Origin of the sequence: Exiguobacterium oxidotolerans JCM 12280 (assembly GCF_000702625.1) — a bacterium.
Lineage (GTDB): Bacteria > Bacillota > Bacilli > Exiguobacteriales > Exiguobacteriaceae > Exiguobacterium_A > Exiguobacterium_A oxidotolerans.
In genome coordinates, this window is record NZ_JNIS01000001.1 from 680083 (window position 1) to 698987 (window position 18905).

Annotated in this window: 18 protein-coding genes; 5 read left to right on the forward strand and 13 right to left on the reverse strand. The window is 46.1% G+C overall.

The features are described 5' to 3' along the window. Positions 1 to 63: 63 nt before the first annotated feature. Both P403_RS0103535 and P403_RS16570 read left to right on the forward strand, forming a co-directional pair. Positions 64 to 678 carry a PH domain-containing protein gene (locus tag P403_RS0103535; protein ID WP_029331098.1) on the forward strand — a complete coding sequence of 205 codons (615 nt, stop codon included), beginning with the start codon at positions 64 to 66 and terminating at the stop codon, positions 676 to 678. 66 nt (positions 679 to 744) lie between these two features. Further along, the gene (locus P403_RS16570; RefSeq protein ID WP_160167773.1) at positions 745 to 900 is read left to right on the forward strand and encodes a hypothetical protein; all 156 of its coding nucleotides are present in this window, start codon (positions 745 to 747) and stop codon (positions 898 to 900) included. A 108-nt stretch (positions 901 to 1008) separates the two neighbouring features. Here P403_RS16570 and uvrC read toward each other — a convergent pair whose 3' ends face one another. Next, the gene (uvrC, locus tag P403_RS0103545; protein ID WP_029331099.1) at positions 1009 to 2793 is read right to left on the reverse strand and encodes an excinuclease ABC subunit UvrC; all 1785 of its coding nucleotides are present in this window, start codon (positions 2791 to 2793) and stop codon (positions 1009 to 1011) included. A gap of 82 nt (positions 2794 to 2875) precedes the next feature. Between uvrC and P403_RS0103550 the strand changes: the two genes are divergently transcribed. Both P403_RS0103550 and P403_RS0103555 read left to right on the forward strand, forming a co-directional pair. Then, positions 2876 to 4198 carry a dihydrolipoyl dehydrogenase family protein gene (locus tag P403_RS0103550; RefSeq protein WP_029331100.1) on the forward strand — a complete coding sequence of 441 codons (1323 nt, stop codon included), beginning with the start codon at positions 2876 to 2878 and terminating at the stop codon, positions 4196 to 4198. Between the two features lie 20 nt (positions 4199 to 4218). Next, entirely contained in the window at positions 4219 to 4596 is a 378-nt protein-coding gene (locus tag P403_RS0103555; protein WP_029331101.1) for a VOC family protein, read from the forward strand. Positions 4597 to 5046: 450 nt separating this feature from the next. Here the strand turns inward: P403_RS0103555 and trxA are convergent, their stop codons facing one another. The 11 genes from trxA to zapA all read right to left on the reverse strand — a co-directional run bounded on the left by trxA (position 5047) and on the right by zapA (position 16334). Next, entirely contained in the window at positions 5047 to 5355 is a 309-nt protein-coding gene (trxA, locus tag P403_RS0103560; protein WP_029331102.1) for a thioredoxin, read from the reverse strand. Between the two features lie 189 nt (positions 5356 to 5544). Further along, the gene (locus P403_RS0103565) at positions 5545 to 6507 is read right to left on the reverse strand and encodes an electron transfer flavoprotein subunit alpha/FixB family protein (protein ID WP_029331103.1); all 963 of its coding nucleotides are present in this window, start codon (positions 6505 to 6507) and stop codon (positions 5545 to 5547) included. Positions 6508 to 6522: 15 nt separating this feature from the next. Beyond that, on the reverse strand, positions 6523 to 7296 hold the full coding sequence (locus tag P403_RS0103570; RefSeq protein ID WP_029331104.1) for an electron transfer flavoprotein subunit beta/FixA family protein: 774 nt from the start codon (positions 7294 to 7296) through the stop codon (positions 6523 to 6525). A 77-nt stretch (positions 7297 to 7373) separates the two neighbouring features. Next, on the reverse strand, positions 7374 to 7952 hold the full coding sequence (locus P403_RS0103575) for a TetR/AcrR family transcriptional regulator (protein ID WP_051667299.1): 579 nt from the start codon (positions 7950 to 7952) through the stop codon (positions 7374 to 7376). Between the two features lie 71 nt (positions 7953 to 8023). Further along, positions 8024 to 9697, reverse strand: a complete 1674-nt coding sequence (locus P403_RS0103580; RefSeq protein WP_029331106.1) for an AMP-binding protein — start codon at positions 9695 to 9697, stop codon at positions 8024 to 8026. A gap of 220 nt (positions 9698 to 9917) precedes the next feature. Then, positions 9918 to 10811 (reverse strand): YitT family protein, encoded by an 894-nt coding sequence (locus P403_RS0103585; protein ID WP_034800851.1) that lies wholly within the window; start codon positions 10809 to 10811, stop codon positions 9918 to 9920. A 188-nt stretch (positions 10812 to 10999) separates the two neighbouring features. Continuing rightward, entirely contained in the window at positions 11000 to 11407 is a 408-nt protein-coding gene (locus P403_RS0103595; protein ID WP_029331108.1) for a DUF350 domain-containing protein, read from the reverse strand. Between the two features lie 10 nt (positions 11408 to 11417). Beyond that, positions 11418 to 13784, reverse strand: coding sequence for an endonuclease MutS2 (locus tag P403_RS0103600; RefSeq protein WP_029331109.1), 2367 nt, complete (start codon positions 13782 to 13784; stop codon positions 11418 to 11420). Next, a complete protein-coding gene (polX, locus tag P403_RS0103605; protein WP_029331110.1) occupies positions 13785 to 15500 on the reverse strand; it encodes a DNA polymerase/3'-5' exonuclease PolX in 1716 nt (571 codons plus the stop codon). 45 nt (positions 15501 to 15545) lie between these two features. Continuing rightward, entirely contained in the window at positions 15546 to 16094 is a 549-nt protein-coding gene (locus P403_RS0103610) for a CvpA family protein (RefSeq protein ID WP_029331111.1), read from the reverse strand. A gap of 3 nt (positions 16095 to 16097) precedes the next feature. Next, positions 16098 to 16334, reverse strand: coding sequence for a cell division protein ZapA (gene zapA, locus P403_RS0103615; protein ID WP_012371043.1), 237 nt, complete (start codon positions 16332 to 16334; stop codon positions 16098 to 16100). Between the two features lie 120 nt (positions 16335 to 16454). Here zapA and rnhC point away from each other — a divergent pair, with 120 nt between their 5' ends. Beyond that, positions 16455 to 17381 carry a ribonuclease HIII gene (rnhC, locus tag P403_RS0103620; protein WP_029331112.1) on the forward strand — a complete coding sequence of 309 codons (927 nt, stop codon included), beginning with the start codon at positions 16455 to 16457 and terminating at the stop codon, positions 17379 to 17381. Between the two features lie 14 nt (positions 17382 to 17395). Here the strand turns inward: rnhC and P403_RS0103625 are convergent, their stop codons facing one another. Further along, complete coding sequence (locus tag P403_RS0103625) at positions 17396 to 18865, reverse strand: UDP-N-acetylmuramoyl-L-alanyl-D-glutamate--2,6-diaminopimelate ligase (RefSeq protein ID WP_029331113.1); 1470 nt, start codon at positions 18863 to 18865, stop codon at positions 17396 to 17398. Positions 18866 to 18905: the final 40 nt, after the last annotated feature.

The window sequence follows — 18905 nt, forward strand, 5'->3', positions numbered from 1 at the left end:
TGAAACTTTTTTCGTCACGTAATCGTATAAAGTAGTCGATCATATATTCGAGGAGGAATTACGATGTTCAAGAAATTAGCAGCAGACTTAACAGGATTCAGCGATATCGGTCAAGTCATTCACCCGGACGATTTTGATAAAGCCGCCGCCGACGATTACGTGCTCCATGAGGACGGCGAAAAAATTTATTTTTTAATCAAATCCAAAAGTGATGAGTACTGCTTTACGAATTTAGCATTGATTCACCTCGACGGAGAAAGCGCCGTCAGTTCAAAGCGTGTCCTCTATCGCTATCCGTACGCCCATTATCCGATTCGTCATGTCATGTTCGAAACAGCAGGAACGGTCGACTTGGATGTCGAGATTAAATTTGAAATCGGCGGCAAACACTACTCGATTGATGTCGATAAAAAGCAACTCGAACATGTCAAAGACCTTTATAAAGCACTTCTTGCAATCGCCGAAAAACAATACGAAGGTCAAAAGATGATGGAGTTCGCGAACAGTTCACTCAATCATTCCGTGACGATTCTCGGTGGCATCCGGCAAGCTGAAATGGATGTTCCACAAGCCTTTAAAGCATTATCACAAGAATCGTTTGATTGGTTAGAAGGACATTACCACCGTTGGAACCAAAAAGACTTCGGAGCGTTTTACGAAAAATATATCAACAATTAAATGCAGATCATCAGACACACGAGATACTTCGTGTGTCTGATTGTGTATACGGAACGGAGGGGAAACATGAGCTTTTGGACGTGGTTGGCAATCGCGATTGTCTTAGTCACAAGCATCACTATAGCAAATTCCAGTAAAAAATCTGATAAAAAACAGTATGCAGTTCTCGTGATTTTTTTAATCGCCGTCGTTTTGTTCTTAACCTGGTGGTTCACAAAGTAACAACATATACTTTTTCCGGATTGAATCCTGACGCCAAAAAATGCGAACCCGCTGCTTGTCTAAAAAGCGGGTTCGCATTTTTTTATCCAATGATTATGAAACCAGCATCTATTCCTCATTCGCCTGACTGAGATATTCCGCGACCGATTCAGCCAATTTTACAGGTAGACCAGCTTCCGTCAACTGTTCAATGTTCGCTTTCTTTAAGCTGCGCATCGAACCGAAATGGCGAATCAACTGCTGACGGCGTTTTGGGCCGACACCCGGTATGTCATCGAGTACCGAGCGGGTCATCCCTTTCGAACGTAATGATCGGTGGAAGGTGATTGCAAAACGGTGAACTTCATCTTGCATGCGCTGGAGCAGATAAAAGGCACTCGAGCGCGGATGGAGTTCAACCAGTTGCCCACCTTCCCCGAATAATAGTTGGCTCGTCCGGTGTTTATCATCTTTTTTGAGCGAACCGACGGGTAAATCCAAACCGAGCTCGTCTTGAATGACTTCCAGCGCTGCATTCAATTGTCCGAGACCCCCATCAATCAACACTAAATCGGGAAGACGTGCCCCTTCGAGTAATAGGCGACGATAACGACGACGGACGATTTCGCGCATCGATTCATAATCATCCGGTCCCTTGACCGTCTTAATCTTAAATTTACGATACTCTTTTTTTAACGGCTTCCCGTCTTCGAACACAACGAGCGCCGAAACGGCGTCCGCCCCTTGGATATTGGCATTATCGATGATTTCAATTCGCGATAACGGATGAACATCAATCGCGTCAGCCAGTTCCTGGACGGCTTGGACTGTTTTCTTTTCATCGCGGGCAATCAGCTCAAACCGTTCTCCAATTGCATTTTCGGCATTCTTCGTCGCTAAATCGAGTAACTTCCGCTTCGAACCACGGACCGGTACATGGACCCGGATCCCAGTCGCTTCTTTCAATAACTGTTGGTTGACGAGTGGTGGAACATAGATCTCGCTCGGTTTGATATTCTTTTCATAGAACTGAACGATGAAACTTTCAAGTTCTTCCGCCGGTGTTCCGTAAATCGGGAACAACGAGACGTCTCGTTCAATCATCTTCCCTCCCCGTAAGAAGAAGACTTGGACACACATCCACCCTTTGTCGACGTAGATTCCGAAGACGTCACGGGACGTCAAATCTGCCGTGATCATGTTCTGCTTGTTCATGATGGAGTCGATGGCGCGGACTTGGTCACGTAATTCGCCGGCCCGTTCAAACTCCATCGCTTCTGCCGCTTCACCCATCTTCGTCTGCAAAGATGCGACGAGCTCTTTTGTTTCTCCCGATAAAAAACGACGGATTTCTGAGACGAGTTCTTTCTGTTCCGTCTCTAAACCCTGAATTTCGCACGGTCCAAGACATTGTCCGATGTGGTAATAGAGACAAAGCTTCTTCGGCATCGGCTGACACTTACGTAGCGGATAAAGGCGATCAAGCAGACGCTTCGTCTCGTTAGCAGCATACGCATTCGGATACGGTCCGAAATAATGTCCCCCGTCTTTTTTTAACTTCCGCGTCGTAATCAGCCGCGGATACGTCTCATTCGTAATTTTTAGGTACGGATAGGACTTATCATCTTTTAACATGATGTTGTATTTCGGATCATGTTTTTTAATCAGCGTCATCTCGAGGAGTAACGCTTCGAGTTCGCTCCCTGTGATGATGTATTCAAAATCACGGATGTCCGCGACAAGTCGTTCTGTTTTCAAATCATGTGCTCCTGTAAAATAGGACCGGACCCGATTCTTTAGATTTTTGGCTTTTCCGACATAAATGACTTCTCCAAATTCATTTTTATGCAAATAACAACCTGGTTCGTCAGGTAAGAGGGATAGTTTCGCCTTGATATGTTCTTGATGGCTCACAAAAATGTCTCCTTCCACCGTTTTTAGTTTTGCCTTATGGGGTAAACAACTTACAACGATTATGACACATGGAGGATAAAATATGCGTACATATGATTGCATTATAATTGGAACAGGCTCTGCTGGGAATCAAGCAGCTTATAAATTCGTCGAGAAAGGACTTCGCGTCGCGATAATCGAAAATTTCACTCCAGGTGGAACATGCGCTCAACGTGGATGTGATGCAAAAAAAATTCTTTTGACTGGCAGTGAAACGAAAGATGCTGTCGAGAGATTGCTCGGTTATGGTCTTAAAGGACTCATCTCCATCGATTGGCGTCAATTAATGGAACGAAAAAATGAATATACACGTGCCATCCCGGAACAAACACGTGCGCGTTATGACGAAATCGGAATCGACTATTTCCACGGTGAACCCCGATTCCTCTCGAAGGAACGGATCGTAGTCGATGACACTGAACTCGAAGCGAAACACTTTTTGATTGCCACTGGCTTACGACCACGCGAATTGTCGATTCCAGGAAGCGAACGCTTCTTGACAAGCAATGAATTTTTAGAATTACGAGATGTCCCGCGGCGCCTTGTCTGCATCGGCGGCGGATATATTTCATTCGAGTTCGCTCACCTCGCCCGCATCGCCGGGGCAGAAGTCACGATCGTGTTACGGTCTCGTCCTTTAAAACAGTTTGAACAGGAACTTGTCGAAGTGTTGCTCGAAGCGACCCAAGCACTTGGGATTAAAATCGTGCATAGTGCAGAAGCTGTCTCCTATCACGGGACGACGCTTCAACTATCAAATGATACAACGGTCGAAACCGATGTCGTCTTAAATGCTACCGGTCGTGTCGCGAGCGTCGACCAGCTCGACCTTGAAAAAGCAGGTGTCGAATACGAAGAAAAAGGCATCCATGTCAATGAATACCTCCAGTCGTCTACTTCAAACATTTTTGCTGCAGGTGATGTCGCGCTCAGTGGCAATCCCGCCTTAACCCCGTTCGCAGGAACCGAAGGGAGTCTTGCGGCACATAATATGATTGAAGGACCTTCTCGAAAACTGGAGTTATTACCGGTTCCGAGCGTCGTCTTTACTGCACCGAACGTCACGCAAGTCGGACAAACGGAAGCGGCTTTAAAAAAAGCTGACATATCTTATCGCGGTCACTTGATCGATACCTCTTCCTGGCAGACGAATGTCCGCATCAAAGATCCCTTCGCGCGTGCTAAAGTACTGATTGGTGACGATGATCAAATTCTCGGCGCTCATTTCATCGGGGTTCACGCCGCTGAACTTGCGAACTATTTTTCATTCGCGATGCAACACCGGATCCCAAGTTCCGCCTTGCAACAAACGAGTTTCGCTTATCCGACACCCGCTTCCGATATTTCTTCGTTACTCGTTGATTAAATTTTTGTTAGGAGGTTCCGATGATTCGTTACGGCTATACGATTCTTTATATTGATGACCCAAAACAGACATTGCTGTTTTATCATGAATTATTAGGTCTACCAATCAAAGCGCAGCATGGAAGCTATGTTGAATTTGACACGGGCACGACGACACTCGCCTTTAATACGAAAGAGGATGTACGAACGCTGATTGCGTACGACATCCCGGACAAGACCGGACCGCAGTCACTCGAAATCGGATTCGTTACTGATGATGTTAAGGGCGTATACGAACGAATCATCGCAGCAGGATTCCTTTCAATCCTCGCTCCAACGGTTAAACCGTGGGGACAAACCGTCGCTTATGTACTTGACCCGGACGGTCACCTCGTCGAGCTCTGTTCACCGATGTCTTGACAATGCGCCGTTAGACAATCGTCAGCGACATCTTTCGGCGGGATCGTCCCACTCGTTTAAACGAACGACCAAAAGAGTGCCTCCGTAGTTCAGGAGGCACTCTTTTTGCGGCGTATGGACAAACACTTATGAAGCTACAGCAAAGCTGCAGGGTCGCGACAGCTTGCAATCTAAAGCGTCTGTAAGCAGGAGTTTCCTTCACGGTATGACCTAAAAAGCGTCACGTTTCGTTGACTCCTACGGGAAAAAGTGCGTTTTCAACGCACGTTCAGAGGCAGGCAAGACCCTGCTCGTTGTCCGTGAGGACCAAGGAGCAACGGCTTGCGCCTCGCCCGAGGAAAGCAACGAAAAAAGACGCTGGATCTTCCAATATCACGTTGTTTACAGTCTGAAAAAAGAGTGCCTCCGTATTTCAGGAGGCACTCTCTTTTTTATGAAACATTCAACGAATTAGTTTGATTCAACGAATTCTTTTAATGCATCTTTCGGCATGAAGCCCATTGTTTTATTAACCGGCTCACCGTCTTTGAAGAGAACGAGTGTCGGGATACTTTGTACTTGGAACGCGCCAGCGATTTCTGGGTTAGCGTCGACATCAACTTTAACGATTGTTACATCTTGCATATCCGCATCAAGTTCTTCGAGAACTGGAGCGAGCATACGACAAGGTCCGCACCAAGTTGCCCAAAAGTCAACGAGGACGAGTCCTTTTTGTGTATCTTCTTTAAATGATTGGCTAGTTGCGTGTACGATTGCCATGAAATATTACCCCCTATTTTTTAGATTGGCTCGACGTTTTGCTGAGCAAAGTTCAAGTCAACCTGTTTACTGATTTGAGTATAGCACAGCGATGTCGTTCAACAAACGAAACTGCTCACGACGATTTTACGCCTGTCATCGCGCAGAAAAAGAGGAGCAGAGGATGATTCCTCCGCCCCACTTTTTAAATTAATGAACGAGCATTTTCTTGAATTCTGCTGTCAGTAATGGCACGACATCAAACAAATCTCCGACGATGCCATAATCTGCGACCGAGAAGATATTCGCTTCCGGATCTTTATTGATGGCGACGATGACTTTTGCATTCGACATGCCTGCCAAGTGCTGAATCGCTCCAGAAATCCCACAGGCGATGTAGAGATCTGGTGTGACAACTTTCCCCGTCTGTCCAATCTGTAACGCATAGTCACAGTAATCAGCGTCACAGGCGCCACGAGAAGCACCAACTGCCCCGCCAAGTAAATCCGCTAATTCTTGTAACGGTGCAAACCCGTCGGCACTCTTGACACCACGTCCACCGGCGACGATGATTTTCGCCTCTGATAAATCGACCCCGCCCGTTGCTTTACGCACGACTTCAGAAACGATTGTCCGTAAATCTTTTAGTTCGACCGTTACCGCTTCAATCGATCCGTCCGAACTGCCTTCCGCTAACGGTTCAATATTATTTGGTCGGACCGTAAACAGTGTTTTACCTTCTGTGACTTTTACCTTTTCAAAGGCTTTCCCTGAGTAAATCGGTCGGATGAACAATGCATCCGCTCCGCTTCCCTCGATTGATGTGACGTCACTGATTAAGCCGGCTTCGAGCTTCGCTGCGATTTTTGGTGACAAATCTTTTCCGAGCGACGTGTGACCGAAGACGAGTACATCCGGTGACACACGGTCAATCAGTTGCATGAAGACTTGTCCGTAACCGTCCGGTGTATAGTGAAGGAGACGTGCGTCTTCGACGACGAGAACTTGGTTCGCCCCACGCGTCGCAAGTTGCGCCGCATCTTTTGCTACGTTTTCCCCAATCAAGGCGACGACGACTTCATCTGCTACAAGTTTCGCTGCCGCAATCGCTTCAAACGAAACATTTCGTAAATTACCATCACGTGATTCTGCAAGTACAAGTGCTTTTGACATATCGTTCATTCCCCCTTAGACTACTTTTGCTTCGTTTCGTAATAGCGCAGCGAGTTCTTCGACTTGTGTCGCGATCTCCCCTTCGAGCACTTTACCAGCGGCTTTGTTCGGTGGTAAAAAGCGTTCGACTGTCTCGAGACGTGGCGCCAGTTCATCTTCGTCCAGTTCAAGATCTGAGAGATCTAATTCTTCGAGTGGTTTCTTTTTCGCTTTCATGATTCCAGGAAGACTAGGGTAACGCGGTTCGTTTAACCCTTGTTGTGCCGTGACGAGTAACGGCAACGACGTTTTGATGACTTCCGTGTCCCCTTCCGAGTCACGTGTGACGACAGCATCCGTTCCGTCAATCTCTAACTTCGTGATCGTCGTGACGTATGGTATGTCAAGCAACTGTGCGACACGTGGTGCGACTTGTCCGCTTCCCCCATCAACCGCTACGTTCCCGGCGATGATTAAATCAACGTCTTGTTCCTTCAGATAACCAGCGAGGACTTCAGAAACCGAGAAATGATCCGCTTCTTCGACATCGTCCTCAATCGAAATACGAACTGCTTTGTCAGCCCCCATCGCAAGTGCCGTTCGTAATTCTTTGTCCGCATCTTCCGGTCCTACTGTTAAGACGGTTACGACTCCCCCTTGTGCATCGCGCACCCGAATCGCTTCCTCGACCGCATACTCATCATATGGATTGATGATGAACTCTGCTCCGTCTTCCTCAATCTTACCGTTTTCGAGCTGGATTGCTTCTTCCGTATCAAACGTCCGTTTTAACAACACATAGATTTCCATCACTAGCTCCCCCTTGTCAACTTCTATTCACCATCATCCGTTGTATCCGCTTACAAAAAGCTTGTCTTGAAAAGGGCTTAACTCAGCCCTTTGATCAGCATTCGATGAATACCATGTTGCGTTTCCAATAAATCATATTTAAAGCCACTTGCCATCCAACTCGTGACGACTTCATCAATCGTCCCGAAGACCATTTGTCTCGCCAACCGATAATCCAGTTCGGCCGAGAACTCGCCTGATGCGATCCCATTGTGAATGACACGGTCAATTAAATGGAGATATGGTTTGAGGACGGTCGCAATCTTTTGCCGCATCTCTTGATTTGACTGCCGTAACTCGATTTGTGTGACGACGGCCAAATCATAATCGACGGATAATTGCTCCAAGTGTGCCTCAATCAATGCAGCGAGTTGTTTCGTCGCTGATTGATGATTCGCGATTTGAGCTTCTGAATACTCGATGAAACTCCCCATCTTCGCTTCGAACAAAGAGATCAACAGGTGTTCTTTGTTTTTAAAGTAAAGATAAATTGTCCCGTCTGCGACACCTGCTTCTTTCGCGATGGCTGTTACTTTCGCGCCATGATAACCGTTCTTTGCAATCACTTTGACTGCTGCATCAATGATGCGATCACTCTTAGACATTGTTCTTTTCATAAAGGTATCTCCTAACAAATAAAATGAATGATGGTTCATTCATATTTATTCTACCATGTCTTTCCCTTCTGTCAACTGCTTTCTTCCAGCTGTTTTACTCGTTCTTCCTCGACTAGGACACGGCGGAGAATCTTCCCGACAAACGTCTTCGGTAATTCATCTCTAAACTCATAACGTCTCGGAACTTTGAATGAAGCTAAATTTTCCCGACAGAACTGATCAAGTTCTTCTTCTGTTACAGTCACGTCATCTTTGAGGACGATAAAGGCCTTCACCGTCTCACCGCGGTACGCATCAGGTACACCGATGACGACTGCTTCTTTGACGGCTGGATGTTCATATAAAATTTCTTCGACTTCACGTGGATAGATATTAAATCCTGAAGCGATGATTAAATCTTTTTTCCGGTCAACGATCCGGAAATAATGGTCTTCCCCAATATATCCTAAATCTCCCGTGTGCAACCATCCATCACGCAAGACAGCCTGCGTATCTTCTGGACGTTTCCAGTATCCCTTCATGACTTGCGGACCTCGGACAAGAATCTCACCAATCTCGCCTGGTGCTGCTGCTGTTTCACCATCGGCTTGGACGATTTTCGCGATCGTGTCCGGAACTGGAATCCCAACTGATCCTGGAACGCGTTTATCCCAAATGCAATTCGTATGTGTGACGGGGCTCGTTTCGGACAAACCATACCCTTCGACGATTCGACCACCCGTCACGCGTTCAAATTTTTCTTGAACTTCGACCGGAAGTGGTGCTGAGCCGGAAATGCATGCCTCGATGGACGAAAGATCATATTTTTTCAGTTTCGGATGATTCAACAGACCAACATACATCGTTGGTGCACCCGGGAACAAGTTCGGCTTTTCTTTATCAATCGTTTTCAGCACTTGTTCGATTTCGAACTTCGGTAAGATGATTTGCTCATACGCATTAAAAATCCCAAAGTTTAAATTACACGTCATTCCGTAGACATGGAAATAAGGAACGACCGCTAACAATTTTCGTCCGTCACCTCGTGAATATTTATAGAACCAGTGACCAATTTGTTCGACGTTCGCACTTAAATTGAAGTGCGTCAGCATGACGCCTTTCGGTGCTCCTGTCGTGCCACCGGTATATTGTAAAACAGCAATATCTTCTTTTGGATCAATCTCGACCGGTTCTATCGGAGGATGCTCTCGGTGTGACAAAAAAGGAATGGATCCTGTCGTATCGACGATGATGTTGTTGTCCTTGCGTGATTTGATTGGATATAGTTTGTTTTTTGGAAATGACAGATAGTCCGCGATGCTCGTCGTCACAATCGTCGTCAAGGGCGTCGATGATTTGACTCGTGTCGCCTTCGGATAGAGAAGATCGAGGGTGATGAGCATTTTCGCAGAAGAATCGACTAGAATTTGCTCGAGCTCACGGTCCGTATAGAGCGGGTTTACTTGGACGACTGTTCCACCGGCGTATAATACGGCGTAATAACTCAGCATATACTGCGGACAGTTCGGCAACATTAAACCGACACGGTCCCCTTTTTCGAGCCCAGCTTCTTGTAGAACATGTGCTAGACTTCTTGCTTCTTGTCGCACTTCTTGAAACGTCATTCGTTTCCCAAGAAAACTCAGTGCCCGTCGCTCTGGAAAATCATCTGCCGCTTCATCTAAAGCTTGGTACAACGGAATCTCACGATAGTCGATTGATGCGGGTACTTGCTCTGGATAATCCTTTAACCATACTGAATCCATTCAAATCCCTCCCTATGACTGAATTACTATTCATTTTTTATTATACGTGTTATTTCCCCTTTACGGCTACTATTGGGTAAAAAAAGTTAAAAAATTCCTCTTTTCATGAAGACGGATTTTCTTATGATTAAGGACCTCATCAAAAAAAGCCTACCGTTCACAACATATGAACAATAGGCTTGGAACTCAGCATTTAATTTTAGTTTGACCTCACTTTATCTTACCGTGAAGGATACGTAAACCCTTCTCCGATGACTTCACGTACTTTATGAATGACGACGAAAGCTCGTGGGTCTGCTGCTTCGACGATTTGTTTCAGTGGTGCAAGTTGGCGTTTATCGACAATCATATAGAGCATGTCATTTTTTTGTTTCGTAAAATGACCATGACTATGAATGACAGTCGCACTTCTTCCGAGTGTTTCCGTCAGCACAGTCGCAATCTCTTCTTGACGGTGACTAATGATTGTGACCGCTTCTCGAACATTCAGACCTTCGCTGACGAGATCAATCAAATAAGAACCAATGATGATTGCAATCAATGTGTACAGCATCGTTTCTTCACCGAATAAGAACCCGGACGCTCCGACAACAATGACATCGATGATAAACATCGAGACTGCAATCCCGAGGTTCAAATATTTATTCATCAGACGGGCGATGATGACACCACCACCTGTCGTCCCTCCTGCGCGGATAACAAGACCGATTCCGACCCCAATCAAAATCCCTGCGTAAACTGTCCCAATCAGACGATTATCTGACGAAGTCGTGAATGATGCCGTCGTCGAGAGGACGAAGGATGTCACCGCGACCGAGATGACCGAGTAAATCATCGTTTTCCGACTTAAGAAACGGTAGCCGATGATGAAGAGAATAGCGTTCGCAAGAAGCGAGACAAGTCCCGGATCCCAGCCATATAGGTAATAGAAGATGACCGTAATCCCAATTAATCCACCTTCAGATAAATCGTTCGGTATCGTAAAGTAATTGACGCCAAATGATAAAATAGCGGAACCAACGATAATCCAAAAAATATCCTTCCACGAGATGGCTTGCATGGCTTCGAATGCACGCCGTCTCGTTTCATTTGTTGTTGTTTTTCTGACATTCATCCAATGTTCCTCCTTCATATGAAAAATAGTCCTCACTCCATAAAAATTCCGCACTGAATGAAGTTCAGTACGGAATGATCACTTAGCAAAGCCAGTTCTTTTAATTCATAAAGATCCATAACAATCCGACGACTAAAAAAGCAATCGAGACGCCAAACATGATTTTTGCTAACCGTTCTAACACAAGCTCACCCCACTAACGCAGAACCGATGACGAATGACATCCCAATCGAGAGTGCACACGCAATGATACCGACTGCGATGTTTCCTTTTTCGATTTCTCGGTCTACTGGGAGATTAGGTGTCAAGAACTCAAAAATCCAATAGGTCGAGATTAATAATAAAAACCCAAAGGCACTCTCTAAAAAAATTGCCCCGACACGTTCTTCGCTTTGGACAGCGAAATGAACGATGTTTGCGAGTCCGATGATTTTTCCGCCCGTCGCTAGAGCAACAGCGATGTTTCCACTCTTGATATGTTCCCAGTTCCGATACCGTGTTGTCAACTCAAACAGTGCAAGACCCATGATAATCAAGAGACCCGCAACTGAATAGAGCGCCGTCGTATAGACGTAGACGTTTTCAAAGATGTTCATTCGCGTTTCCTCATTTCAATTCGATGATTGTCACGCCATGTCCACCTTCACCTTGACCACCAAGTCGAGACGTCTTCACGTGACGGTTACCTCGCAAATATTCCTGCACGCCTTGGCGCATCGCTCCTGTTCCCAGTCCGTGAATGACACGGATATGATCATAGTTCGACAATAACGCCTGATCCATGAATCGTTCTAGTTTCGATAAACCTTCCTCTACTCGCACACCACGCAAGTCGAGCTCAGCGGATGGAGACGATTGTTTTGTGATACTTGAACTACCCGAACGTTTCGTCGTCTTTTGGGTTGGCTTGGCTACTCCGATTTTAGCAAGGTCACCGGGCTTGACGTTGACCTTCATGATGCCGACTTGTACCGTATAGTCGCCGTTCGAGTTTTGGTTGATGATGTAGCCTTTTTGATTGAAAGTCGTCACTTTGACTTCTTCACCTTTAGCAAACGTCGGCGTTTTATCATGTTTCGCTTTGACTTTCGCAATCCGCTGATCTTGTAAGGTCGGTTTTGCTTGTTCGAGCTGCTTGCGTGCTTCAATCAATTCATGTTCCTTGACGGCACCTGCATCGCGAAGCTCTTTCAGGCGCTTGATGACAGCCTCCGCCTCTTTTTGAGCGCGTTCGACGGCTCGTGTCGCTTTTTCTTCTGCTTTCGCTAAAATTTCATTTTTCTCTTCAAAAATTTCAGCTTGTTCCTGTTCGAACTGTTCGCGCTCTAATGTCAGTCGTTCTTTTTCTTGTTGTAGTTCTTGCTCGAGCGATTCGGCACGTTGTTTCGCTTCCTCGAGTCGACCAATCATCGTTTCGACAGACTGAGCGTCGCTTCCGACTTGACCGCGTGCTGCCTCAATCACCATGTCCGATAAGCCAAGTCGTTTCGAAATTTCAAAGGCATTCGAGCGACCCGGGACACCAATCAGTAAACGATAGGTCGGGCTGAGTGATTCGACATCAAATTCCATCGAGGCATTGACGACACCTTCACGATTATAACCATAAGCCTTCAGTTCCGAATAGTGAGTCGTCGCGGCGACACGTGCTCCGCGACGCTTGACTTCATTGAGAATCGCAATCGCGAGTGCCGCCCCTTCCGTCGGATCAGTTCCTGCTCCGAGCTCATCAAATAGGACGAGGCTCATGAAGTCAATCTTCTCCATCATCGAGACGATGTTCGTCATGTGCGAACTAAACGTCGAGAGATTTTGTTCAATCGATTGTTCGTCACCGATATCTGCATAAATCGCGTCAAAGACACTCAGTTCCGTTTCGTCGGCTGCCGGCACGTATAATCCGGACTGGACCATCAGTTGTAGAAGACCAATCGTCTTCAACGTGACGGTTTTCCCACCGGTGTTTGGTCCAGTGATGACGAGTGATGTAAACTCGCCACCTAACGAAACGGTGATCGGGACGACATCTTCATCCGCAATGAACGGGTGGCGCGCTTCTTTTAAGACGATTCGCCGTTCTTCATTCAAGCGTGGTTCGACGGCACGAATTTGATGACCATACAACGCTTTCGCCATGATGAAATCGAGTTCTGCTAACACATCAAGATTAATCCGTAACGAATCTCCGACGGAACCGACAAGTGCCGATAACTGGGCTAAAATGCGTTCGATTTCGGCACGTTCTTTGAGACGCGCTTCTTGAATTTCGTTATTTGCGGCAACGACGGCTTGTGGTTCGATGAACAGTGTTGCACCAGAAGCTGATTGATCGTGAACAATCCCGCCAAATGCTTGACGGTATTCTTGTTTGACCGGGACACAATAACGGTCGTTTCGCATCGTGACGATGGCATCCGACAACATCTTCGATTTACTGCGTAAGACACCGTCGATTTTCGAACGGACTTGTCCTTCGAGTGAGCGCAGCTGACTTCTTAACGACCGTAGTTTGTCACTCGCAGAGTCCTGGACGACGCCTTGATCATCAATCGCATGACGAATCCCTTGTTCGATTTCGACGAGCTTCGTAATTTGCTCGATTCGGCTGTCGAGTGCCGGCAATCGTAAGTCGGGATTGTCTTCGTGCAGCCGTTCTTGAAAAGCTTTCACTTGGCGTCCGGAGTAAACGACGTCTGCTACAGCCAACAATTCACTCGTCGAGAGGATTGAACCAATCTCAGACCGTTTGACTTCACTACGCACATCCGTTAAACCGCCGAACGGATAACGGTCGCGTAGACGATAGACCGTCGTCGCTTCCGTCGTCACGGCTAAAAGTGCTTTGACTTGTTCATAATCTTCCGACGGTTGCATATTTTTGACGAACTGTGCTCCGAGCGAGCTAGCCGTTTGTTTGATGAGTAAGTCTTTCAATTTATCATATTCTAAGACGCGTAACGCGTTAGCATTCATTTAATCCACTCCTAAACGTTTTCGATCAAAGAAGGCACGTGCCTCCTGAGCCGTCCACGTATTGATGACATCTGTTGGTTCCAAGTATGCTTTACGTGCATGGAGGACTCCAAGTTTCATGTCTTCTAACATTTCTGGACGGTGTGTGTCCGTATTAATCATGATTTTAACACCCGCTGCCTTTGCTTTCGCGAGCGAAGCCGCCGTTAAATCAAAACGTGCCGGGTTCGCATTCATTTCAAGCGCTGTCCCGGTCTCTGCCGCCAGTTCAATCAGGCGATCAACATTGACGGCGTACCCTTCGCGCCGACCGATGATTCGCCCTGTCGGATGGGCAATGAGTGAGACATAAGGATTACGACAAGCATTTTCTAACCGTTGCATGATTTCAGTTTCCGTCTGATCAAACTTCGAATGAATCGAGGCGATGACGTAGTCCATTTCCTGCAAGAACTCATCCTCATAATCAAGGGAACCGTCCGGCAAGATATCCATCTCGACCCCACATAAGATTGTCATGTCGGGATGTTTCTTACGCGCGGCTTCAATCTCAACACGTTGTTTGCGTAACCGATCTATCGTCAATCCATTGACGAACTTCATGTACTGACTATGATCCGTGATGGCCATCCACGAGTAACCGCGCGCAGCACAAGCATCGACGAGTTCTTCGACTGATAAGGTTCCGTCCGACCACGTCGTATGCATATGGACATCCGCTTGGATATCTTTTTCCGTAATCAAACGCGACAAGTCTTGTTCAAACTCGTGGCGTCCGCTACGTAACTCTGGTGGGATGAATGGCAAGTCATACCGTGCGAATAATTCATCCTCTGTTTGTGGTTGGAACAAACCGTCTTTCGTCTCGACACCGTATTCCGAAATACTCTCACCACGTTCTTTTGCGAGTTGCCGCATCCGAACATTATGATCTTTCGACCCGGTGAAGTGATGTAACGTCGAGGCGAATGCTGCATCGTCGACTAAGCGGAAGTCGACTGCGATATAGTTCGTGTCGCGTTTTAAGACGACCGATACTTTCGTCTCACCTGCCGCGATGATTTCATCGATTTGCTCGAGCTCGAGTAATTGTCCTTTGACGACTTCTGCTTGATCTGTCGACAAAATAAAATCAAGATCCTTGCACGTCTCTTCAGACCGCCGGAAGCTCCCGCCAACTGCGAATCGGATGATTCCTTCAAATGCCGTTAGCGTCTGTTCGAGTTCACTTACGATTTTTCGCATGACACCATACGGTAAGCGTTCCGGTCTTGTTTCAAAAGTTTCGAGTGCCTTCACGTATTTTTCGACTGTCTTTTTCCCGAATCCTGGCATCGCTTCGACTGTACCATCTTCCAGTTTTTCAGCAAAGGAATCTGCATCGATGACACCGACATCATGTAATTTTGCGAGTTTCTTACCTCCGAGACCTGGAATCTTCAGTAACGCAATCAGACCTTCTGGCACTTCTTGTTCCAGTTCCGAGAGTGCCGTACTCGTGCCTGTCGTCCGGAATTCTTCAAGAACCGCCGCTGTTCCTTTGCCAATTCCTTTCATCTCTGTGAAATCTTCAATGTCCATGAAATCGTGTTCTGCCGCTTCTAATATATTTGCCGCCTTACGAAAGGCATTGATTTTAAATGGGTTTTCACCTTTTACTTCGAGATAAACGGAAATCCGTTCTAAATGTCGAATCGCATCTTGAGTTGTTCGCATCGTCAATTCTCCCCTCAAAAAAAGCCCCCAGTTAACGGGAGCGCGTTATTTTATCAAACCGACTTTCGTCATGAGCCATTCCGCTAATAACGGTGTATGTTGAATCATGAATGTCGCCAAGCTCGAATTCGCAATGGCATCTTGAATCGATTGGACTGGCGCAAAGGCTGCCAAAAATAGAATCAAGAACACGAAAATATACATCTCGATGAATCCAAAGATACCGCCGAGTAAACCTTTCACTTGTTTTAACACTGGAATGTTCGTCAAGGAATCAAACATCGATAAAATCATTGATAAAATGATTTTTGTCCCGAAAAACAGAACGATGAACCAAAATGCTTTATAAAATACTTCATCTAACCCAATTGAGCTCGGAATTGAAAACATCGTTAAATCAATTCCAGCATCGTCGAGTGTTGATGGATATGGAACCCATAATTTAAATTTTTCAGCTAACTCATCATAAAACGAGAGTGCCACGATGAACGAGATCAACAGACTCAGTAAATGTCCTGCTTGCAAGACAACGCCTCGACGGACACCTGTCATCGTTCCTAATGCGAGAAATAATAAAATAACAAAGGTAATCATAGTTTAAAGTTCACCCAAATTCTTTTTGATTTTTACGTAATCACTACCAATATTGAGAGCCGCTAAAACGGCAATTTGACGAACGTCGAGTTGTGGTGCTTGGTCTCGAATTTCCCGAATCTTTGTATCGACGAGGAGACCCACTTCACGTACGTGTTCTGGCGACTCCGTCCCGACAATCGTATAATCATTACCTGCGATATGAATCGTCGTCCGGTTCAGCCCTTCTGAATCAGCCATTATTCTGTCCTCCTCATACTTTGCTTCTTTCATATAGTACCATCATTTTTGAAATAGGAAAAGAAGTCCACCATCGGTCTAGAGGATGGTATGCTTGTTGTCTGAAAGGATGATCTATTTATGGGAACCGTCGTTTTAAAATTACCAAAGGATAAACAAGAAGTCGTTATTTCTGATTTTCAAGCTTCTCGTATCACATCGCCACCATATGCCCGCTTTGCTGCACGCACGAAAACCTGTGTCGTCACCATCTATAATTCAGGAAAAGTTATGTTCCAAGGCTCAGAAGCTGAAGCGATTTCTGCCCGTTACGGAGCCCCGCTCTTAAAGAAAGCCCCTTCTACTGCGAGCGGAATGCTTCCGAGAGACTTCTCGACTTGGTCAGTCATCGGTAGTGATGAAGTCGGGAAAGGAGACTTCTTTGGTCCGCTCGTCGTCGTTGCCGCCTATGTAGATGCACAACAAATCGAGCTCGTCCAAGAACTTGGTGTGCGTGATTCCAAAAATGTCTCGGACATCGAAATCCGGAAGATTGCCCGCAACCTTCATGCCGTCATTCCGTATGAATTCCGAATCCTTCATAATCCAGACTACAATCGGATGCAGCGTACGATGACACAAGGAAAGATGACGGCACTTCTACACAATTCAGCGCTTGGTGGTCTGCTCGAAAAGCTCGAAGTCACTCCAAAAGCGATTCTAATCGATCAGTTCGCAGAAAAAGCGACCTATTATAAACACTTGTCTGGCGAAGCAAATCAAGTTAAAGAGAACGTCTATTTTTCGACGAAAGCAGAAGGACTTCATGTCGCTGTTGCAGCAGCGTCCATCCTCGCCCGCGCAATCTTTTTGAAGGAGATGGATGTACTCAGTCAACAAGCGGGTACAGAAATTCCAAAAGGTGCAGGTGCAAAGGTCGATCAAGTCGCTGCGTCACTTTTATTGAAACACGGTCCAGATCAATTAAAGAACTGGACAAAATTTCATTTTGCTAATACAAAAAAAGCGACACAATTAGCTGAAAAACGAAACCGACCATCATCCTAAGGAGTGGTCGGTTTTTAAATGGCTGACTCTTTTCCTTTCAAACGCCCTAACTCCGCGAGAAGAATTTTCGTTTCATTGAACGGGACACCTTTCGTCCCGATTCGCTCGATTTCTTCATGTCCTTTTCCGACAATCACAACGCGTTTTCCTTCGAGCGCAATTTCAGCTGCCGCGAGCAAAGCATTTTTTCGATCTACATGACAAGAAATGATTTTATCAGACGAAATATCTACGCTCAGTTCGTCAATAATTTGTCTTGGATCTTCTCGCCTCGTATCGTGAACCGTAACGATAATTCCTGCACAATACTTTGCCGCAATTCGTCCCATTTCCTGACGTTTCGTCCGGTCACGTTCACCTGCTGCACTTAAGACGACGTATAATGCCTCGTTCGAAACGGATAGCGCTTCTAAACATTTTCTTAACCCGTCTGGAGTGTGGGCATAATCGATATAAATTTCCGTTCCTTCAAACGATAGCCGCTCGAGTCGCCCTTTCGGTAAACGAAGCGACGGGATATGTCGAATTAATTCATACATGTTGACCTCGCCTGTTTTCATCAATCCGATCGCGGCTGCTAAATTGGCCGCATTAAAGTTTCCGAGTAGCGCGATTGGGACTTCAGTAGTCGTTCCGTCAATTCGAACATTTACCGATTCCTCTCGCCACTCGACTACAATCGATGCTTCCGATTCTATCTTTGTCGAATACCACGTGACGGGAACATTTGCCCCGGCCCGCTCCATGACGTGACTCGCCGCATCTTCCTCATTTAAGACGAGTCCCTTCCCGTCATTCCTCGCTACTTGTTGAAACAACATGCCTTTCGCTTCCGCATACTCTTCCATCGATTGATGATAATCCAGGTGGTCATGTGAAAGGTTCGTGAACGCCGCTGCGTGGAAGGATACACCTTCTACACGTCCTTCAACTAACGCATGTGACGATACTTCAAGCATGCAGTCCGTTACGCCATTGTTGACCATTTCATGTAATAAACGATGTAAGATGACAGCTTCCGGTGTCGTATTTGGTGTCTCAAAACGTTGCCCATCAATCAAAGCGCCTACCGTGCTGATCATTCCCGTTCGTCTTCCGGCAGCTCGAAACAAGTCGTAGGAAAGTTGCGTCGTCGTCGTTTTTCCATTTGTTCCAGTAATACCATAGACTCTCATTTTTTGACTCGGATGGTCATAAAAAAAATCAGCAATCTTTCCTGCTGCTTGTTTCGTATCCGGTAAGAGAATCGTTGGAATCCCTGCTATCCCGACTTGTTTTTCAGCAAGAATCGCAACCGCTCCGTTATCTTTTGCTTCTTGTACATATTGATGCCCATCTACCGTATAACCACGAATGCAGATGAACAGGCTCCCCGGCTTCACTTTACGTGAGTCCGTTTCAATGCTTGTAATCACTGGGTTTTCTTCAGTCGTTAACTGGAAAGGCGAAAGCAAGTCTGACAGTAATTTGTGTTGATGATTCATGATGTTCGCTTCCCTTCTATGTTCAAAACCCGAATTTGAT

Bases quoted from the DNA above. Each gene is read 5' to 3' on its own strand.
- P403_RS0103535 (WP_029331098.1), top strand. From the start codon at position 64: ATGTTCAAGAAATTAGCAGCAGACTTAACAGGATTCAGCGATATCGGT.
- P403_RS16570 (WP_160167773.1), top strand. From the start codon at position 745: ATGAGCTTTTGGACGTGGTTGGCAATCGCGATTGTCTTAGTCACAAGC.
- P403_RS0103550 (WP_029331100.1), top strand. From the start codon at position 2,876: ATGCGTACATATGATTGCATTATAATTGGAACAGGCTCTGCTGGGAAT.
- P403_RS0103555 (WP_029331101.1), top strand. From the start codon at position 4,219: ATGATTCGTTACGGCTATACGATTCTTTATATTGATGACCCAAAACAG.
- trxA (WP_029331102.1), bottom strand. From the start codon at position 5,355: ATGGCAATCGTACACGCAACTAGCCAATCATTTAAAGAAGATACACAA.
- P403_RS0103565 (WP_029331103.1), bottom strand. From the start codon at position 6,507: ATGTCAAAAGCACTTGTACTTGCAGAATCACGTGATGGTAATTTACGA.
- P403_RS0103570 (WP_029331104.1), bottom strand. From the start codon at position 7,296: ATGGAAATCTATGTGTTGTTAAAACGGACGTTTGATACGGAAGAAGCA.
- P403_RS0103575 (WP_051667299.1), bottom strand. From the start codon at position 7,952: ATGAAAAGAACAATGTCTAAGAGTGATCGCATCATTGATGCAGCAGTC.
- P403_RS0103580 (WP_029331106.1), bottom strand. From the start codon at position 9,697: ATGGATTCAGTATGGTTAAAGGATTATCCAGAGCAAGTACCCGCATCA.
- P403_RS0103585 (WP_034800851.1), bottom strand. From the start codon at position 10,811: ATGAATGTCAGAAAAACAACAACAAATGAAACGAGACGGCGTGCATTC.
- P403_RS0103595 (WP_029331108.1), bottom strand. From the start codon at position 11,407: ATGAACATCTTTGAAAACGTCTACGTCTATACGACGGCGCTCTATTCA.
- P403_RS0103600 (WP_029331109.1), bottom strand. From the start codon at position 13,784: ATGAATGCTAACGCGTTACGCGTCTTAGAATATGATAAATTGAAAGAC.
- polX (WP_029331110.1), bottom strand. From the start codon at position 15,500: ATGCGAACAACTCAAGATGCGATTCGACATTTAGAACGGATTTCCGTT.
- P403_RS0103610 (WP_029331111.1), bottom strand. From the start codon at position 16,094: ATGATTACCTTTGTTATTTTATTATTTCTCGCATTAGGAACGATGACA.
- zapA (WP_012371043.1), bottom strand. From the start codon at position 16,334: ATGGCTGATTCAGAAGGGCTGAACCGGACGACGATTCATATCGCAGGT.
- rnhC (WP_029331112.1), top strand. From the start codon at position 16,455: ATGGGAACCGTCGTTTTAAAATTACCAAAGGATAAACAAGAAGTCGTT.
- P403_RS0103625 (WP_029331113.1), bottom strand. From the start codon at position 18,865: ATGAATCATCAACACAAATTACTGTCAGACTTGCTTTCGCCTTTCCAG.